15 protein-coding genes are annotated in these 16,790 nt (G+C 69.7%); 11 read left to right on the top strand and 4 right to left on the bottom strand.

Annotation, left to right across the window (positions count from 1 at the left end; translation table 11 throughout):
• The first annotated feature begins 56 nt into the window (after positions 1-56).
• Positions 57-1,367, top strand: a complete 1,311-nt coding sequence (locus tag ACGFY5_RS40185; protein WP_392729358.1) for an MFS transporter — start codon at positions 57-59, stop codon at positions 1,365-1,367.
• On the opposite strand, the gene ACGFY5_RS40180 is transcribed toward ACGFY5_RS40185, so the two are convergent.
• Positions 1,312-2,496 (bottom strand): 4-hydroxybenzoate 3-monooxygenase, encoded by a 1,185-nt coding sequence (locus tag ACGFY5_RS40180; protein WP_392729357.1) that lies wholly within the window; start codon positions 2,494-2,496, stop codon positions 1,312-1,314. The two genes, ACGFY5_RS40185 and ACGFY5_RS40180, sit on opposite strands and share 56 nt — an antisense overlap.
• 147 nt (positions 2,497-2,643) lie before the next feature.
• Here ACGFY5_RS40180 and ACGFY5_RS40175 point away from each other — a divergent pair, with 147 nt between their 5' ends.
• The 8 genes from ACGFY5_RS40175 to pcaC are packed head-to-tail and all read left to right on the top strand — an operon-like array spanning position 2,644 to position 9,004.
• Positions 2,644-3,444 (top strand): CoA transferase subunit A, encoded by an 801-nt coding sequence (locus tag ACGFY5_RS40175; RefSeq protein ID WP_392729354.1) that lies wholly within the window; start codon positions 2,644-2,646, stop codon positions 3,442-3,444.
• A complete protein-coding gene (locus tag ACGFY5_RS40170; protein WP_392729353.1) occupies positions 3,441-4,187 on the top strand; it encodes a CoA-transferase subunit beta in 747 nt (248 codons plus the stop codon). Before ACGFY5_RS40175 ends, ACGFY5_RS40170 begins: the two co-directional genes overlap by 4 nt.
• Entirely contained in the window at positions 4,184-5,359 is a 1,176-nt protein-coding gene (locus tag ACGFY5_RS40165) for a thiolase family protein (RefSeq protein ID WP_392729351.1), read from the top strand. Before ACGFY5_RS40170 ends, ACGFY5_RS40165 begins: the two co-directional genes overlap by 4 nt.
• Positions 5,353-6,060 carry a protocatechuate 3,4-dioxygenase subunit beta gene (gene pcaH, locus ACGFY5_RS40160; RefSeq protein WP_392730033.1) on the top strand — a complete coding sequence of 236 codons (708 nt, stop codon included), beginning with the start codon at positions 5,353-5,355 and terminating at the stop codon, positions 6,058-6,060. The genes ACGFY5_RS40165 and pcaH overlap by 7 nt, the downstream gene beginning before the upstream one ends.
• On the top strand, positions 6,057-6,584 hold the full coding sequence (gene pcaG, locus ACGFY5_RS40155; RefSeq protein WP_392729350.1) for a protocatechuate 3,4-dioxygenase subunit alpha: 528 nt from the start codon (positions 6,057-6,059) through the stop codon (positions 6,582-6,584). Before pcaH ends, pcaG begins: the two co-directional genes overlap by 4 nt.
• Positions 6,574-7,866: a 3-carboxy-cis,cis-muconate cycloisomerase gene (gene pcaB, locus ACGFY5_RS40150; protein WP_392729347.1), complete on the top strand. Its 1,293-nt coding sequence runs from the start codon at positions 6,574-6,576 to the stop codon at positions 7,864-7,866. The genes pcaG and pcaB overlap by 11 nt, the downstream gene beginning before the upstream one ends.
• Before the next feature lie 44 nt (positions 7,867-7,910).
• Positions 7,911-8,636, top strand: coding sequence for a 3-oxoadipate enol-lactonase (gene pcaD / locus ACGFY5_RS40145; protein WP_392729345.1), 726 nt, complete (start codon positions 7,911-7,913; stop codon positions 8,634-8,636).
• On the top strand, positions 8,633-9,004 hold the full coding sequence (gene pcaC / locus ACGFY5_RS40140; protein ID WP_392729342.1) for a 4-carboxymuconolactone decarboxylase: 372 nt from the start codon (positions 8,633-8,635) through the stop codon (positions 9,002-9,004). Before pcaD ends, pcaC begins: the two co-directional genes overlap by 4 nt.
• A 45-nt stretch (positions 9,005-9,049) precedes the next feature.
• Here the strand turns inward: pcaC and ACGFY5_RS40135 are convergent, their stop codons facing one another.
• Positions 9,050-9,790 (bottom strand): IclR family transcriptional regulator, encoded by a 741-nt coding sequence (locus tag ACGFY5_RS40135; protein ID WP_392729339.1) that lies wholly within the window; start codon positions 9,788-9,790, stop codon positions 9,050-9,052.
• Between the two features lie 106 nt (positions 9,791-9,896).
• Between ACGFY5_RS40135 and ACGFY5_RS40130 the strand changes: the two genes are divergently transcribed.
• Together ACGFY5_RS40130 and ACGFY5_RS40125 are read left to right on the top strand one after the other, a co-directional pair.
• Entirely contained in the window at positions 9,897-10,460 is a 564-nt protein-coding gene (locus tag ACGFY5_RS40130) for an NADPH-dependent FMN reductase (protein WP_392729336.1), read from the top strand.
• Between the two features lie 120 nt (positions 10,461-10,580).
• On the top strand, positions 10,581-12,332 hold the full coding sequence (locus tag ACGFY5_RS40125; protein WP_392729333.1) for an MDR family MFS transporter: 1,752 nt from the start codon (positions 10,581-10,583) through the stop codon (positions 12,330-12,332).
• 37 nt (positions 12,333-12,369) lie between these two features.
• On the opposite strand, the gene ACGFY5_RS40120 is transcribed toward ACGFY5_RS40125, so the two are convergent.
• Both ACGFY5_RS40120 and ACGFY5_RS40115 read right to left on the bottom strand, forming a co-directional pair.
• A complete protein-coding gene (locus ACGFY5_RS40120) occupies positions 12,370-13,593 on the bottom strand; it encodes an Ig-like domain-containing protein (protein ID WP_392729330.1) in 1,224 nt (407 codons plus the stop codon).
• A gap of 255 nt (positions 13,594-13,848) precedes the next feature.
• The gene (locus tag ACGFY5_RS40115; RefSeq protein ID WP_392729328.1) at positions 13,849-16,197 is read right to left on the bottom strand and encodes a putative bifunctional diguanylate cyclase/phosphodiesterase; all 2,349 of its coding nucleotides are present in this window, start codon (positions 16,195-16,197) and stop codon (positions 13,849-13,851) included.
• Between the last annotated feature and the right edge of the window lie 593 nt (positions 16,198-16,790).

Below are 16,790 nucleotides of genomic sequence, written 5' to 3'. Positions count from 1 at the left end.
CGCGTCGAATCTGTTGTTTTCCGTCGCAGACGCCGACAAAAGCGCACGCTCTAGTGGTGAGTCGGGGGTTACGCGCGGCTGGGCTGCTACTGAGCACCGCCACCTGGTATTCGATGTTCCTGTTCGCGGCCGGTGCGCCAGCGATCCTCGGGCCGCTGTTCTTCAACCGGTACGGCGGCGCCGACGGAAGCCTGTTCGCGTTCGCCACCGCCGGGGTCGCGTTCCTGACCCGGCCGATCGGCGCGCTGGTCTTCGGGCGGCTCGGCGACACCGTCGGTCGCCGCAGCGCGCTGATCTCCTCGCTGGTGCTCGGCGGCCTCAGCATCGCGCTGATCGGCGCGTTGCCGGTCGAGCGCACGATCGGCGCGCTCGCCCCGATGCTGCTGGTCGGCCTCCAACTCGTGCACGGGCTGGCGATCGGCGGCATCTGGAGCGGCATGACGCTGAGCCTCACCGAGGGCGCGCCGCCGCTGAGTCGCGGACTGATCGGCGGCTTCGTGCAGAGCGGTGTGTCGTGCGGCGCGGTCCTGGCGAACGTCGCCGTCTTCGCCGCGACGTCGGCGTTCGCCAACGACACGTTCACGAGCTGGGGCTGGCGGGTGCCGTTCCTGGTGGGCGGCGTCCTGCTCGTCGCGGCGCTGCTGATCGCCGTTCGCCTGCGTGACGCGCCGGCCCCGCCGGAACCCGCCCGGCGCCGCGGGCCGATCCGGAGCGTGCTGCGTCGTCCCGGCCGGCTGCTGCTGGCCGCCGGCCTGCTGTTCTCGGCGAACGCCGCGTTCTACGTGACGATCACCGGCACCGTGGAGTACGGCGTCACCGAGCTCCGGCTCGCCCGCGCAGACCTCATCGCGGGCTCGTTCATCGCCGCTGTCGTCGGCGTGCTCGGCACGCTGGGCGGCGGCGCGCTCGCCGACCGGCTGGGGCGCCGCCCCGTCGTCATCCTGGGTGCGGTCGCCAGCGCGATCTGGGCGTTCCCGTTCTTCTGGCTGGTCAACACCGCCGCCGTCGAACTGGTGACGTTCTCGATGGCGGTCAGCGGACTGGCGTCGGCATTGGGCTACGGCGCGGTGGCCGCCTACCTGACCGAACTGTTCGACCGGCGGTCCCGGTACACCGGGACCGCCCTCGCGTACCACCTGGGCGCCGCGCTCGCCGGCGGAGCCGCGCAGCTCGCGGTGCTGGAGCTGCCCACCTATGTGGAGAGCGGCATCTCCTGGTTCCTGATCGGCGCGTCCGCACTCACGTTGCTGTGCGCGCTCGCGCTGCCGGAGACCAAACCGGTATCACGCTCGGACGCCACGTTCGCCCGGCTCAGGGAAGGGGCCAGCCCGCATAGTTCTCGGCCAAATTCGTCGCTGCGGCGGTAGAGCTGGTCACCTGGCGCAGCTGGGCGATCTGCAGGCGCTCCTGGAACTCCGCCTCGGCCGCTGACCCGTACGCCGAGACCGGGAACTTGTGCAGCATCGACGTCATGAACCACGAGAACCACGTGCTTCGCCACACCCGGGTGAGACAGGTGTCGGAGTAGGCGTCGGCCAGGTCGGCTTTGCCTTCGACGAGCAGCCGCACGAGTGCGTCGGAGAGCACCTTCACGTCGGCGACCGCGAGGTTGAGGCCCTTCGCACCGGTCGGCGGCACGATGTGGGCGGCGTCGCCGGCGAGGAACAGGCGGCCCTGACGCATCGGTTCGGCGACGAAGCTCCGCATCGGTGTGATGCTCTTCTCGGTGATCGGGCCCTCGGTGAGCGTCCAGCCGGGATGTCCGAGCCGGACCTGCAGCTGCTCCCAGATCCGGTCGTCGGACCAGTTCTCGATCTTCTCGTCCGGGTCGACCTGGAGGTAGAGGCGGCTGACCTCGGGCGAGCGCATGCTGTGCATCGCGAAACCCTGCGGGGAGTGCGCGTAGATCAGCTCGTCGGTCGAGGGCGGCACGGGGCTGAGGATGCCCAGCCAGGCGAACGGATACGTGCGCTCCGAGACGCGCAGGCCGGACATCGACGGGCGGGAGACGCCGTGGAAACCGTCGCACCCGGCGATCACGTCGCACTCGAGTTCCTGCGCGACACCGTCCTTGTCGGTGAACGACAGGATCGGGCGCTCGGTGTCGATGTCGTGCACGGCGGTGTCGGATACCTCGAAATGGATCGGATGCCCCACCGCGATCGCGTCTTTCACGACCTCGGTCTGCGCGTAGACGGTCAGCGTGCGTCCGCCGGTCAGCGACGGGAAGTCGAGGTGGTGACGCTCGCCCCCGAACTGCAGGTAGATGCCGCTGTGCAGCAGCCCTTCCCGCATCATCCGGTCGCCGAGGCCGATCTCCTTGAGCAGCTCCACCGTGCCGTGCTCGAGGACGCCGGCCCGCTGGCGCTTCTCGCAGTACTCGCGGCTGCGGTTCTCGACCACTACGGAGTCGACGCCGGCTCGGGTGAGCAGGTGCTGGAGCAGCAGACCGGCCGGACCGGCCCCGATGATGCCTACCTGGGTACGCGTGCGCATCGTCACAGGATTACGGATGCGTTGCGGTTGGATGACCCAGGTCTTCCGTTGGCCGGAAGAGCAATCCCGCAGCCCGTTCGATCGGACCTAGCGTGAGCGCATGGCAGAGCTGCACTCAGTACCCATCTCATGAGGGGACGGCCGCACATGGCTGAGCTACTCGATCTCGCCGCGGCGGTGGAGAGACTCATCCACGATGGGGATGTCGTCGCCCTCGAGGGCTTCACCCACCTCATTCCGGTCGCGGCCGGGCAGGAGATCATCCGTCAGGGTCGGCGCGACCTGACGCTGGTGCGGATGACCCCCGACATCGTGTACGACCAACTGATCGGTGCGGGCTGCGCCCGCAAGCTGATCTTCTCCTGGGGCGGTAACCCGGGCGTCGGATCCCTGCACCGATTTCGCGACGCCGTGCAGAACGCGTGGCCGGCGCCGCTGGAGATCGAGGAACACAGTCACGCCGGCATGGCGAACCGGTACGTCGCCGGCGCGAGCGGGCTGCCGTTCGCGGTGCTGCGTGGCTACGTCGGCACCGACCTGGTGAACCAGACCGACACGATCAAGCCGATCACCTGCCCGTTCACCGGCGAGACGCTCACCGCGGTGCCCGCGATCAACCCCGATGTCACGATCGTGCACGCCCAGCGCGCCGACCGACTCGGCAACGTCCAGATCTGGGGCTTGCTGGGCGTCCAGAAAGAAGCAGTTCTGGCCGCGAAGCGGTCGTTGGTGACGGTCGAGGAGATCGTGGACCAGCTGTCGCCGGTGCCGGGAGCGATCACGCTGCCGAGCTGGGCCGTGACGGCGGTGGCCGAGGTGCCCGGAGGGGCGCACCCGAGCTACGCACAGGACTACTCCGAGCGCGACAACGCCTACTACCGAGAGTGGGACGCGATCAGCCGGGACCGGGACACCTTCACGAACTGGCTGAAGGAGAACGCGGCATGAGCTACTCGTCCGACGAGATGATGTCGGTCGCGGCGGCGGCCTCCCTGACCGACGGGGACGTGTGCTTCGTCGGCATCGGTCTGCCGAGCACCGCCGCGAACCTGGCCCGCCGCCTGCACGCGCCCGACCTCGTCCTGATCTACGAGGCCGGTGCCGTCGGCGCCAAGCCCGACCGCCTGCCGCTCTCGATCGGCGACGGGATCCTCGGGGAGACCGCGGACGCGGTCGTGACAGTGCCGGAAATCTTCAACTACTGGCTGCAGCCCGGCCGGATCGACATCGGATTCCTCGGTGCCGCGCAGATCGACAAGTTCGGCAACATCAACACGACGGTGGTCGGGGACTACGCGGACCCGAAGGTGCGGCTGCCCGGGGCGGGTGGGGCGCCGGAGATCGCAGCCTCCGCGAAGGAGGTCCTGGTCGTCGTGCGGCAGAGCAAGCGGGCGTTCGTCGAGAAGGTCGACTTCGTGACGTCGGTGGGGTACGGCGACGGGGCGGGGTTCCGGGAACGCCTCGGGCTCCCGGGGAAGGGTCCGGTGAAGGTGATCACGGATCTGGGCATCCTGGAACCCCACCCGGAAACCCGTGAACTCACGCTCACCGCCATCCACCCCGGGGTATCACTGGACCAGGTGCGGGAAGCCACCGGCTGGGACCTGAAAGTCTCCCCGGAGCTCACGACGACAGCGGAACCGACCGACGAACAGCTCGATGCCCTACGGGCGCTGAAGGAGGCGTCGTGACCGACGCATACGTGATCGACGCCGTCCGGACCCCGTTCGGCAAGTACGGTGGCGCGCTGAGCGGCGTGCGGCCCGACGACCTCGCGGCGCACGTCGTCCGGGGCCTGGTCGACCGCTCCCCCGACCTCGACCCCGCGACGATCGACGACGTGCTGTTCGGCAACGCGAACGGCGCCGGTGAGGACAACCGGGACGTCGCCCGGATGGCGGTGCTGCTGGCCGGGCTGCCGACGTCGGTGCCGGGCGCGACCGTCAACCGGCTCTGCGGCTCCGGTCTGGAAGCCGCGATCGAGGCGGCCCGAGCGGTCGAGACCGGTGACGCCGAGCTGCTGATCGCCGGTGGCGTCGAGTCGATGAGCCGGGCGCCGTGGGTTCTGCTGAAACCTTCCAAGGGCTTCCCCGCAGCGCCCGAGACCCTGCACTCGACCACCCTCGGCTGGCGCATGGTCAACCCGCGCATGAACGACGCCTGGACCGTGTCGCTCGGTGAGGCCACCGAGCAACTCGCCGAGAAGTACGGCATCACGCGGGAAGCCCAGGACGCGTTCGCGGCGAAGAGCCATCAGCGCGCGGCGGCGGCCTGGGACGCCGGAGTGTTCGCCGACGAGGTGATCGCCACCGAGGACCTGGAGCGCGACGAGGGCATCCGGCCCGACTCGAGCGTCGAGAAGCTGGCCCGGCTCAAGCCCGCGTTCCGTCCGGACGGCACGATCACGGCCGGCAACGCGTCGCCGTTGAACGACGGAGCGGCCGCGACGCTGATCGGGTCGCTGGAGACCGCCAACCGCCTGGGGAAGACGCCGCTCGCGCGCATCGCCGGGCGTGGGGTGGCCGCCGTCGAGCCGCAGTTCTTCGGCATCGGACCGGTGCAGGCCGCCGAACGGGCGCTGCGTCGCGCCGGCATCGGCTGGGGCGACCTGAGCGTCGTCGAGCTCAACGAGGCGTTCGCCGCGCAGTCACTGGCGTGCTTCGCCGACTGGCCGGAGCTCGACCCGGAGATCGTGAACGTCAACGGGGGCGCGATCGCGATCGGGCACCCGCTCGGCGCGTCCGGCGTCCGGGTCCTGGGCAGCCTGGCCCACGAGTTGCGTCGCCGCGGCGGCGGCTGGGGCCTCGCGGCCATCTGCATCGGCGTCGGCCAGGGTCTGGCCGTGGTCTTGGAGGCATCGTGACCTATGTGCAAGATTTCGACGTCCATCCCCGGCTGGACTTCGCCGGCTACAAGTCGACGGCGCTGCGCCATCCGAAACAGCCGCTGATCGCCCTTCCGCACGCGTTCACCGAGATCACCGGGCCGCTGCTCGGCGAGGGGCGCCTCGGCGAGCTGGACAACGACCTCACCCGCCAGCACGACGGTGAGCCGCAGGGCCAGCGGATCATCGTCTACGGCCGGGTGCTCGACAGCGACGGGCGGCCGGTGCCGCGGACGCTGCTCGAGGTGTGGCAGGCCAACGCCGCCGGTCGGTACCAGCACGTCGTCGACAACTGGCCGGCGCCGCTCGACCCGAACTTCACCGGGCTCGGCCGGACGCTCACCGACGATCTCGGCCGCTATCGCTTCACCACGATCAAGCCCGGCGCGTACCCGTGGGGCAACCACCACAACGCCTGGCGTCCGGCGCACATCCACTTCTCGCTGTTCGGGCGCGCGTTCACCCAGCGTCTCGTCACCCAGATGTACTTTCCGGACGATCCGCTGTTCCCGTACGACCCGATCTTCAACTCGGTGCCGGACGAGAAGGCACGGCAGCGGATGATCTCCCGGTTCGATCTGGAGTCGACGCAGCCCAACTGGGCGCTCGCCTATGAGTGGGACATCGTGTTGCGCGGTACGGAGGCGACACCGTTCGAGTCGGAGGTGGACGACGAATGACGACTCCTTCACAGACCGTCGGCCCGTACCTTTCGATCGGCCTGACCTGGGATGACGGCCCGTTCGTCGCACCTTCGGGAACGCCCGGCGGGTTCTGGATCCGCGGTCGGCTCACCGACGGCAACGGCGACGTGGTGCCGGACGGCCTGATCGAGACCTGGCAGGCCGACCCCGATGGCCGATTCGATCATCCCGACGATCCACGCGGCGCCGCGAAGCCGAGCGTCGAGGGATTCCGTGGGTTCGGCCGCTCGGCCACCGACCAGAACGGCGAGTGGGGCGTCTACACGCTCATGCCCGGGCGGGTGCCGGATCAGGCACCTCACATCGACGTTTCGGTGTTCGCGCGCGGCATGCTCCATCGCGTCGTCACCCGCATCTACTTCTCGGACGAGATCGACTCGGTGCTGGCGACCGTTCCGCCGGAGCGCCGGGGCACGCTGATCGCGACGCCGACCGACGACGGCTACCGGTTCGACATCCGCCTGCAGGGCGACGGGGAGACTGCTTTCTTTGCGCTCTGAGCTGTTCGATCCCCTGTTCGCCGATGCGCGGGTGTCGGCAGAGATCGGCGACGACGCGGTCCTGCGCGCGATGCTCGACGTCGAAGCGGCGCTGGCGCGCGCAGAGGCGTCCGTCGGGGTGATCCCGGCGGACGCGGCCACGGCGATCGGTGCCGCCTGCGCCGGTGAGTTCGACGTGGCAGCGGTGGGTCGCGCCGGGGTGTCGGCCGGGAACCCCGTGGTGCCGCTGGTGCGGGCGCTGGAGAAGGAGTTGCCGTCGTCGGCGAAGCCGTGGGTGCACCACGGCGCGACCAGCCAGGACATTCTGGATTCGGCGTTGATGCTGGTATCTGCCCGCGCTCGGCGCCCACTGCTGGCTGCGTTGCAGGCGGCCACTGACGCTCTCGCGACACTCGCCGCGGAACACAGGACCACGCTGATGGTCGGCCGCACACTCGGCCAGCAGGCACTCCCGACGACGTTCGGGCTCAAGGCCGCCGGCTGGCTGGTGGCCCTGGACACCGCGGCTTCCCGGCTGCGTGCCGTGCAGCCGGCCGTGCAGTTCGGCGGGGCGGCCGGCACGCTCGCCGCACTGCGGGAACACGGCGTCGCGGTGACTGCCGCGCTCGCAGCTGAACTGGGGCTCGCGGAGCCGACACTGCCATGGCACACCGACCGGCAGCGGATCCTCGACCTCGGCTCCGCGCTCGCCGCGGTGTCCGCGGCCCTCGGCAAGATCGCGCTCGACGTCACGCTGCTGGCGTCTACCGAGGTGGGCGAAGTCGCCGAAGGCGGCGGAGGCGGCGGCTCGTCGGCGATGCCGCACAAGCGCAACCCGGCGAACGCCATCCTCGTGCGGTCCGCGTCGGTCCGCACGCCCGGCTTGCTGGCGACGCTGCACAGCGCGGCGGCCCAGCAGGAGCACGAGCGGGCGACCGGCGGCTGGCACGCCGAGTGGGAACCGCTTCGCGAGCTCTTCGACGTCGTGGGCGGCGCCGCCGCACGCGCGGCCCAGTTCCTGCCGGACCTGCAGGTGGACGTGTCCGCGATGCGCGCGACGCTGGACGCCACCGGCGGCGTGCTGCTGAGCGAGAACGTCAGCGGGGCGCTCGCCGAGACCCTCGGCCGCAGTGCCGCGCATGATCTGGTCAAGAATGCGGTACTAGCCGGGCGTCCGCTGCGCGAGGTTCTCGACGAAGCGGGAGTGGCCGCGGACCCCGTTCTCGATCCCGCCAACTACCTCGGCAGCGCGGACGAGCTCGTGGACCGCGCGCTCGCCGCCCACAGGAAGGGATGGCAGTGACCGCTCGACTAACCACCACCTGGTACGGCACGGACAGTGCGCCGATGGACGCTCCGGTTCTGGTCCTGGGCAACTCCATCGGCACCAATCAGGGCATGTGGGCACCGCTGATCCCGACGTTCGCCCAGCGCTTCCGGGTGCTGGCCGTCGAGACCCGGGGCCACGGCGGGTCCGAGGTGCTGCCGGGGCCGTACTCCATCGCCGACCTCGGTGGCGACTTCCTCGCGGTGTTCGACGAGCTCGGCCTCGAGACCGTGCGGTACGCCGGGCTGTCGATCGGCGGGATGATCGGCATGTGGCTGGCGTCGCACGCGCCCGAGCGGGTCGAGAAGCTCGCGCTGGTGTGCACGTCGGCGTACCTGCCACCGGCGACGAACTGGATCGCCAGGGCGGAGACCGTGCGGTCGGAAGGCACCGGGGCGATCGCGGAGACGGCGGTCGGGCGCTGGTTCACGCCCGGGTTCCGGGAGCGTTCGCCGGACCAGGTGAAAGCCGCGGTCGCGATGCTCGAAGCCACCTCGGACGAGGGCTACGCGGGCTGCTGCGAGGCGATCGCGGGCATGGATCTGCGGCCCGACCTGCATCGGATCACCGCCGAGACGCTCGTGATCGCGGGCGCCGACGACCCGGCGACGCCGCCGTCGCACGGCGAGGCGATCGTGGACTCGGTGCGGGGCGCGCGGCTGCAGATCGTTCCGGACGCGTCGCACCTGGCGACGCTGGAGCAGCCGGAGACGATCGCTTCGCTCGTGCTGGGGGCGCTGGCATGAGCGATCGCTACGAGGCCGGCATGAAGGTCCGCCGGGAGGTGCTCGGCGAGGCGCACGTCGACCGCGCCACGGCGAACACCACCGAGTTCACGGCGGACTTCCAGGACTTCATCACGCGCTACGCATGGGGCGAAATCTGGACGCGTGAGGGCCTCGACCGTAGGACGCGCAGCTGTATGACGCTCTCGCTGCTGGTCGCCCTCCGGGCGGAGAACGAGATCCCGATGCACGTACGCGCGGCACGGCGCAACGGGCTGACGCCGGACGAGATCAAGGAAGTGTTCCTCCACGCCGCCGTCTACGCCGGCGTCCCCGCCGCCAACTCCGCCTTCGCGATAGCCCAGAAGGTGCTCGCCGAAGAGAGCTGACGCACCCGCGCAGCGCCGCCCGGGCCGTGCACCGCGGGCCGCGGCTCAGCGGGTGCGGGAGATGCCGCGTGCTGCGGCGCGCACGGCGGGGGCGAGACCCAGGCGGTCCGCGCCTTCGCTGCGCACGACCACGGAGAGGGCGGCCACCACCTCCGACGCGCCATCGGCGGCGAAGATCGGGGCGGCCACCGAGAGGGAGTCCGGGTCGACGAGGCGGTCGCACACGGCGATCCCGGTCTTCCGCACCTCGGCGAGCACCGAACGCAGCCGCTTCGGGTCGGTGACCGTGTACTTCGTGAACGACTGGAGCGGCAGCGCGAGCACCTCGTCCTGGAACTCCGCCGGCGCGTAGGCGAGAAGCACCTGCCCCACCCCCGTCGCGTGCAGCGGCAACCGCCCACCGACGCGCGACAGGATGCTCACCGCGTGCCGACCGGTGATCCGCTCCACGTACACGGCTTCGTACCCGTCCCGCACCGCCAGCTGGACGTTCTCGTGCGTGACCTCGTACAGGTCCTCCAGGAACGGCAGCGCCCGCTCACGCAGCCCGAGCCCCCGCGGCGCCAGCGACGCGACCTCCCACAGCCGCAGCCCGATGCGGTACCGACCGGCCTCGTCGCGCTCCAGCGCCCCCCACTCCGTGAGTTCGCCGACCAGCCGGTGCGTCGTGGTGAGCGGCAGCCCCGCCCGACGGCCGATCTCCGAGAGCGTCAGCTGCGGCTGCTGCGCGGTGAACGCCGCCAGGATCCCCAGCGCTTTGCTGGTGACCGACGCCGACGGTTCCATGTGATTGTCACCTCGCTTCTCACTCGGCGGAATCTGCTGGTGAGGCTCTCAGTTTGGTCGAGTAGTTGATAGGTACACCGTCTCGCGCCCCACCAAGGAGTCGTGCATGTCCAGGCTGCAGATCATCGTCGCGAGTACCCGTCCGGGCCGGGTCGGGCTTCCCGTCGGCCAGTGGGTGGAGTCCGCAGCCGGCAAGCACGGCGGCTTCGACGAGATCGACCTCACCGACCTCGCCGACCTCGACCTGCCGCTGATGGACGAGCCGAACCACCCCCGGCTGTCGCGGTACACCAAGAATCACACGAAGGAGTGGGCCGCCCGGGTGGGCGCCGCAGACGCATACGTCTTCGTGCTCGCCGAGTACAACCACAGCTACACCGCCGGCGTGAAGAACGCGATCGACTACCTGCACAACGAGTGGCAGTACAAGCCGGCCGGACTGGTCAGCTACGGCGGTGTCTCCGCCGGTCTGCGGGCGGCCCAGGCGTTCAAGCCGGTGCTGCTGTCGCTGAAGATGGTGCCGATCGTCGAGGGCGTGATGATTCCGTTCGTCGCCCAGTTCCTCGATGACGAGCGTGTCTTCACGCCGAACGAGATGGTCGAGACGTCGGCCAACGCGATGCTCGACGAGCTCGGTCGCTGGAGCGGCGCGCTCACTTCCCTGCGCTGACGAGGGAGCGCGGCGCGCCACGGCGCGCCGCGCCCGTTATTGGTCGGAATATGTCTTTTACACTGAAGCGTGGCTAATCACGGAACATCCACGTCGAACGAACTGACCCATCGTCAGATCGTGACGATTCTGATCGGACTCATGCTCGGGATGTTCCTGAGCGCGCTCGACCAGACCGTGGTGGCCACCGCGATCCGGACGATCGCCGACGACCTGCACGGCTTCGACCTCCAAGCGTGGGCGACGACCGCGTTCCTGATCACGTCCACGATCGTGACGCCGCTCTACGGCAAGCTTTCCGACATCTTCGGTCGCAAACCGCTGTTCATCACCGCGATCGTGCTGTTCCTGTTCGGCTCGCTGCTGTGCGGCATCTCGTCGTCGATGTACGAGCTCGCGGCCTACCGGGCCCTCCAGGGAATGGGTGCCGGCGGGCTGATGTCCCTGGCGTTCGCGATCATCGGCGACATCGTGCCGCCCCGGGAGCGCTCGAAGTACCAGGGCTACTTCATGGCCGTGTTCGGCACGTCGAGCGTCCTCGGGCCGGTCATCGGCGGGTTCTTCGCCGGTGCGGACTCCGTGCTGGGTGCGGCCGGGTGGCGGTGGATCTTCTGGGTGAACCTGCCGGTGGGCGCCGTCGCCCTGGTCGTGGTCTACCGGTTCCTGCACGTGCCGCACACGCCGCGCAGCCACCGGATCGACTGGCCGGGCGCGCTGGCGCTGGTGCTCGCGCTGGTGCCGCTGCTCACTGTCGCCGAACAGGGCCGGGAGTGGGGCTGGGGTTCCGGGCGCGCGGTCGGCTGCTTCGTGGTCGGCGTCATCGGTATCGCGTTGTTCCTGCTGGCCGAGCACCGGTACGGCGACGAGGCGCTGCTGCCGCTGCGCATGTTCCGCGGACGGACGTTCGCGGTGGGCTCGGCGGGCAGCCTGATCATCGGCATGGGCATGTTCGGCGCGATGGCGCTGCTCCCCCAGTACCTGCAGATCGTCAAGGGGTCCTCGCCTACGATGGGCGGTCTGCAGATGCTGCCGCTGGTGGTCGGCATCATGACCGCGGCCGGCATCTCCGGAACGATCATCACCCGTACCGGCCGTTACAAGGTGTTCCCGCTGATCGGCAGCGTGCTGATGGCGCTGGCGCTGCTGCTCTTCTCGCGCGTCGGCGCGGACACGGCGCTATGGCAGACGATGCTGGTCATGGCCATGTTCGGGGCCGGGCTCGGCGTCAACATGCAGCCGGTGATCCTCGCGGTGCAGAACGCGGTCGACCCGCGGGACATGGGGGTGGCGACCGCCGCTGTCACGTTCTTCCGCCAGATGGGTGGGACGCTCGGCACCGCCGTGTTCCTGTCGGTGCTGTTCACGGGGTTGACGAAGGACATCGGCACCCGGGTCGCAGAGGCGGCGAAGACGCCGGAGTACCAGGCCGCGCTCGCCGCCCACCCGGAGCAGGCCGCCACGCTCCGGGCCGCCGACGGTGGGTCGCTGTCCGACACGTCGTTCATCAACACGCTGGACGCCGTGGTCGCCCACCCGTTCAAGGTCGGGTTCTCCGACGCGATGAGCACGGTGTTCCTGCTGGCCGCCGCCGTCATGGCGATCGGGGCGGCAATCATGTGGATGCTCCCGGAGCTGCCGCTACGCAGCCAGAGCGGCCTGCAGGCCCGAGCCTCCGCCGAGGCCGCCCCAGCCGCCCCGGCCCCAGCCGCCGCCCCAGCGACCCCAGCAGCCCCAGCAGCCGGCGCCCCAGCAGCCCCCGCAGCCGCCGCGCCGAGCGCCGCGGTCGACCTCGACGACAGCGACATCGACCTCGACGACCCGGACATCCGCGAGCTGGACGACACGACCGACGACGCGGTGCGCCGGCACTAGGACGGGCCCGGCCCGGGGCGTCCTCGTGTCGTGCGCGTCAGGACGTGGTGGTGATGGCGCCCGTCTTCGAGTGCTCCAGCCAGTCCTCGAAGTCCAGCGTCCAGTCGCTGTAGCCGTTGCCGAGTTCGACAGTCGTCTCGGTGTTCTTCACGGTCACCGGGTCGCCGACCTGCAGCCGGTCGTACAGCCAGATCGCGTTGTCTTCCGACACGTTGATGCACCCGTGCGACACGTTCGTGTTGCCCTGCTGCGCGACCGACCACGGCGCCGAGTGGATGAACTCCCCACCCCAGGTGAGGCGCATCGGGTACTCGACCTTGGTGCGGTAGCCATCGGGCGAGTCGACAGCGAGGCCGTAGGTGGACGAGTCGAACATCGCCTCGCGGCGCTTGTCGATGATCACCATCGTGCCGCTGCTCGACGGGTACTTCGGCTTACCGAGGCTGACCGGCATCGACTTCACGACCGAGCCGTTCTCCGACACCTTCATCGTGTGGGTGGAGGAGTCGGCGACGAGCCGCCGGTCGGTGCCGATCTTGTAGTCGATCGTCATGTCGGTGCGACCCCACACCCCGTCGGCGACCTGGCGACCGGCGCTGTCGACGGCGACGTGGACCTTGCTGCCGGCCGCCCAGTACTCCGACGGCCGGAAGTGCAGCTCGGTGGAGCTGACCCAGCCCCACGCGCCGGTGGTCGGCGGCTCGGACGAGACCTTCAGCATCTTCTCGTACGCGGTGCGCGCCGCGTCGCTCTTCACCGACCGGCTCAGCTTCAACACGATCGGCATGCCGACGCCGTACGTCTTGCCGTCGCCGAGCGGGCTCGACGCGCGGACCGAACTGTCGGCGCCGGGCGTGGGCACCGTCGAGAACTTCGAGGTGAGCGGCGCTCCCCCGCCGGTCGTCGTCACCGAGACGGTGTAGGTGCCACCGAACGACAGCTTCCCGGTGCTCGCCCAGCTGCGCTTGTCGGCGCCGACGGCGCCTTCCACCGCGTCGCCCTTGTCGGACTTCACCGAAACCTCGGAGATCGTGTCCTTGTCGATCGAGAGCGTGATCGGATCCGACGGCGAGACGGCGGTGGCGTTCGCGGCCGGCTGGACGGTCAGCTTCGGCCCGTCCGGAGAGGGCGACGTGGACGGCTTCGAGTCACCCCCGCCACTACCACCGTCACCCGACGACGAGCACCCAGCGGCCACCAGTGCCGTCGTCAGAAGCGCGACGAGCAGTGCCACTGCGCGGCGAAGGGCTGGGGTGGTCACGAGCAACTCCGGGGGGAGACGGTGCGCCACAGGACGATCCGGGGCGCGATCAGCGGCTCCATCGTGCCTCAAGATTTCAAGTCTGGAGAATGAGGCAAACAGGGGCAGCTGAGCATGGTCAATAAGGTCCTGTTAACGCTGGTTGTGGTTCAGGCTAAGGCACCGGCCCGCAGTCCGTTTTCCGGTGTACCCCTCCGCCGATCAGGCGAAAATTTCCGACCGGATCGGTTGCAACCTCGCGGGGCCGACGCTGCGTCAGTTCGGTGGTCCGTCGGGCCCGCCGCGCGCGGCCAGCACGACCTTCGCGTCGTCGGGGTCCAGCGGCGGGTAGAAGAAGAAGCCCTGCGCACCGTGGCAGCCGAGTTTCATCAGCTCAGCGCGCTGTTCCGCGGTCTCGACGCCCTCGGCGATCGCCCGGAGCCCCAGCGTGTGCGCCAGTCCGACGGTCATCCGAACGACCGCCTCGGCCTGGCGGGAGGTCTCCATCGCGATCACGAACTGCCTGTCGATCTTGATCTCGTCGACGGTGACGCGCGCCACCGAGGTGAGCGACGAGAAGCCGGTGCCGAAGTCGTCCAGCGACAGCCTGACACCGAGGTCGCGCAGGGCCGTGAGCACCTCGTCGACGACCTCGAGCTCGCTCATCATCGCGGTCTCGGTGATCTCCAGCACCAGCCGGTCCGGCGGCACGTCGAACTCGGTCAGCAGGCGGCTGACCTCGTCGGGCAGGTCCCGGTCGAGCAGCGAGCGCGCCGAGAGGTTCACCGCCACTGGTGCGTCGATGCCGTCGTCGAGCCAGGTGCGGTAGGTGCCGAGCGCGAGCTCGAACACGCGCCGGGTCAGCGGCGCGATCAGGTCGGTGTGCTCGAGGTCGGGGATGAACGCGGCGGGGCTGAGCATCCCGCGGCGCGGGTGCTTCCAGCGCACCAGCACCTCCGCGCCCAGCGGCTTGCCCGCGACGAGGTCGACGCTGGGCTGCAGCTGGATCACGATCTGGTCGTCAGCCGCGAGCGCGGCCTGCATCTCCGAGGCCAGCGCCAGCCGGTCGACGCTCGCGGTGTCCTGCTTGGCGTCGAATTCCAGCAGTTCGACGCCGCCGGCCTTCGCGCGGAACATCGCGGAGTCGGCCCGGCGGAGGAGCTCGACCATGTCGCAGCCGCCGGTCTCCACCGCGACGATGCCGGCCGTGGCCTCGATCGACAGCTCCACCCCGTCGACGACGAGCGGTCCGCCGAGTGCCCCGAGCAGCGTCCCGGCCCGGGCGTGCGCGTGCAGCGACGCCGATCGCAGGCTCGACTGGCCGGGCATCAACAGCGCGAACTCGTCGCCGTGCAGCCGCGCGAGGGTCTCCCCCGGCGCCACCCGGACCCGCAGCCGCTCGGCGACGACACGCAGCAGGTCGTCGCCGGCCTCGTGGCCGAGCGTGTCGTTGACCTGGCGGAAGTGGTCCAGGTCGAGCAGCAGCAGGGCGACGGTGCCGTGTCCGCTGGTCAGCACCGCGTTGCCCTCGGCCATCAGGCAGGCGCGGTTGGCCAGGCCGGTCAGCGCGTCCTGCGTCGCGAGGTCGTGCAACTGCTGGTGGACGTAGGCGTTCTGCATGGTGCCGGCCAGTGCGCTGCCGAGCGTCGCCAGCGCGAGCTGTTCACGCTCGGGGAGACGGACCTGCGAGCGGAAGCACAGGCGCAGTTCGCCGAACGACGGACCGGAGCCGTTGACGAGCGAGACCGGGAACATCGTCTGCTCGGGTCGGTAGAGGCCGGGCTTGCCCTGCCAGATCTCGCCGTTGGCGTCACCGCGGGTGAGCATCGCGTCGCCGTTGGCCCGTTTCCACTCGACCTCGACGACGTCGGCGCCGAACAGTTTGGCCGACTCGACGATCGCGGTCCGCAACACAGCGTCGATGTCGAGGTGACCCATTTCCTGGGTCGCGGCGGACAGCCGCTGCCACATCCGGCGTTCGATCCGGGTACGCACGCGGCCGGCGAAGCCTTCGATCAGCAGCCAGAGCACCGGTGGAAGAACGATCAAGAGATAAGGCGCGTAGCGCGCGACCGCGAGAATCAGCGCGCCGATCGCGAGATTGAGCAGCAGGCCGAGAGCGCGGGTTCCGACGCCTTCGAAGACGACCGAACGGAACGTGTCGCCGCGCGAGAACGCAACCGCCGCCGCACACGCCACTTCACTCACGACTGCGGAGATCGCGGCCATGGCGGTCAACGCGAGCGCGCCGCGCCAGCTGATCGGATCGGGCTGGGCGCCGGCGATGGCAACCATCGCCGTCGCAGCGGCACTCACTCCCACAATCGTCGTGGCGACGTTGAACCAGGCTTTGACCGGATCGAACCTCTTCCACGCCATCGCACCAGCGGTACCGATCGCAGCGGTCAGAACGGTCCATCCGGGCGGCAGCAGGACGAGCCCGACGATGAGGACTGCCTCACCCCAGTCGACGAGGATGCCGCTGCCGCCGATGTAGCGGCGGACGATCCAGATCCGACTGATCGCCACCATCACGGTGACGAGCGGGACTGCCCACCAGTCGGTGCCGGGCGCGGGCAATGTCAACGCGACCGCGGCAATACAGACCGCCGCCAACACGGTCATACCTGTGATCAAGGCGCGAAGACGACTGGGAAGCGACAGTCGCTGGGCGCTGATAACCGCGTCCACGCCGCCTCCCTCGATCTCGCCGGCGTGACCGATACGGCCACGCAAGCACGATCCTCTCCGACGGAGGGCGGGTGCGTCACGGGTTATGAGGCGATAGTTGGGTGAGCTTTAACCACTCACGTTCGTACAGCCCTTGCGGGCATCGAATTATCAGCCGTCAATGACCGAACGGCTACGCTGCGCAGTTTAGCCCCAGGTTGCGCCACGCATCACGCAACTCCCTTCAGGATGCAATTCCCGGTCGCCCTGGTCCTCAGCCCCACGTTGCGCCACGCATAACGGTTCCCTCCATTCCCGCCAGTAACGAATTTCCACTCCGAACACAAAGGGGGCAATCAGCCCCAGGTCGCGCCTCGCATCATCGAGCACCTCCTCCTGTCTTTCACTGCACTCGCCCGTCGTCCGTTCGGTTCAGCCCCACGTCGCGCCTCGCATCGCGCACACCGCCCTTCGAATCCGCTCGTCGCCGTCCACATCCGACCGTCAGCCCCACGTCGCGCCGCGCACGGTCCACCTCCGATCGTTCG

The organism is Cryptosporangium sp. NPDC048952, from assembly GCF_043197895.1.
GTDB lineage: Bacteria > Actinomycetota > Actinomycetes > Mycobacteriales > Cryptosporangiaceae > Cryptosporangium.
Note: the sequence above shows the minus strand (reverse complement) of the source record. Positions and strands in the feature narration are given on the sequence as shown.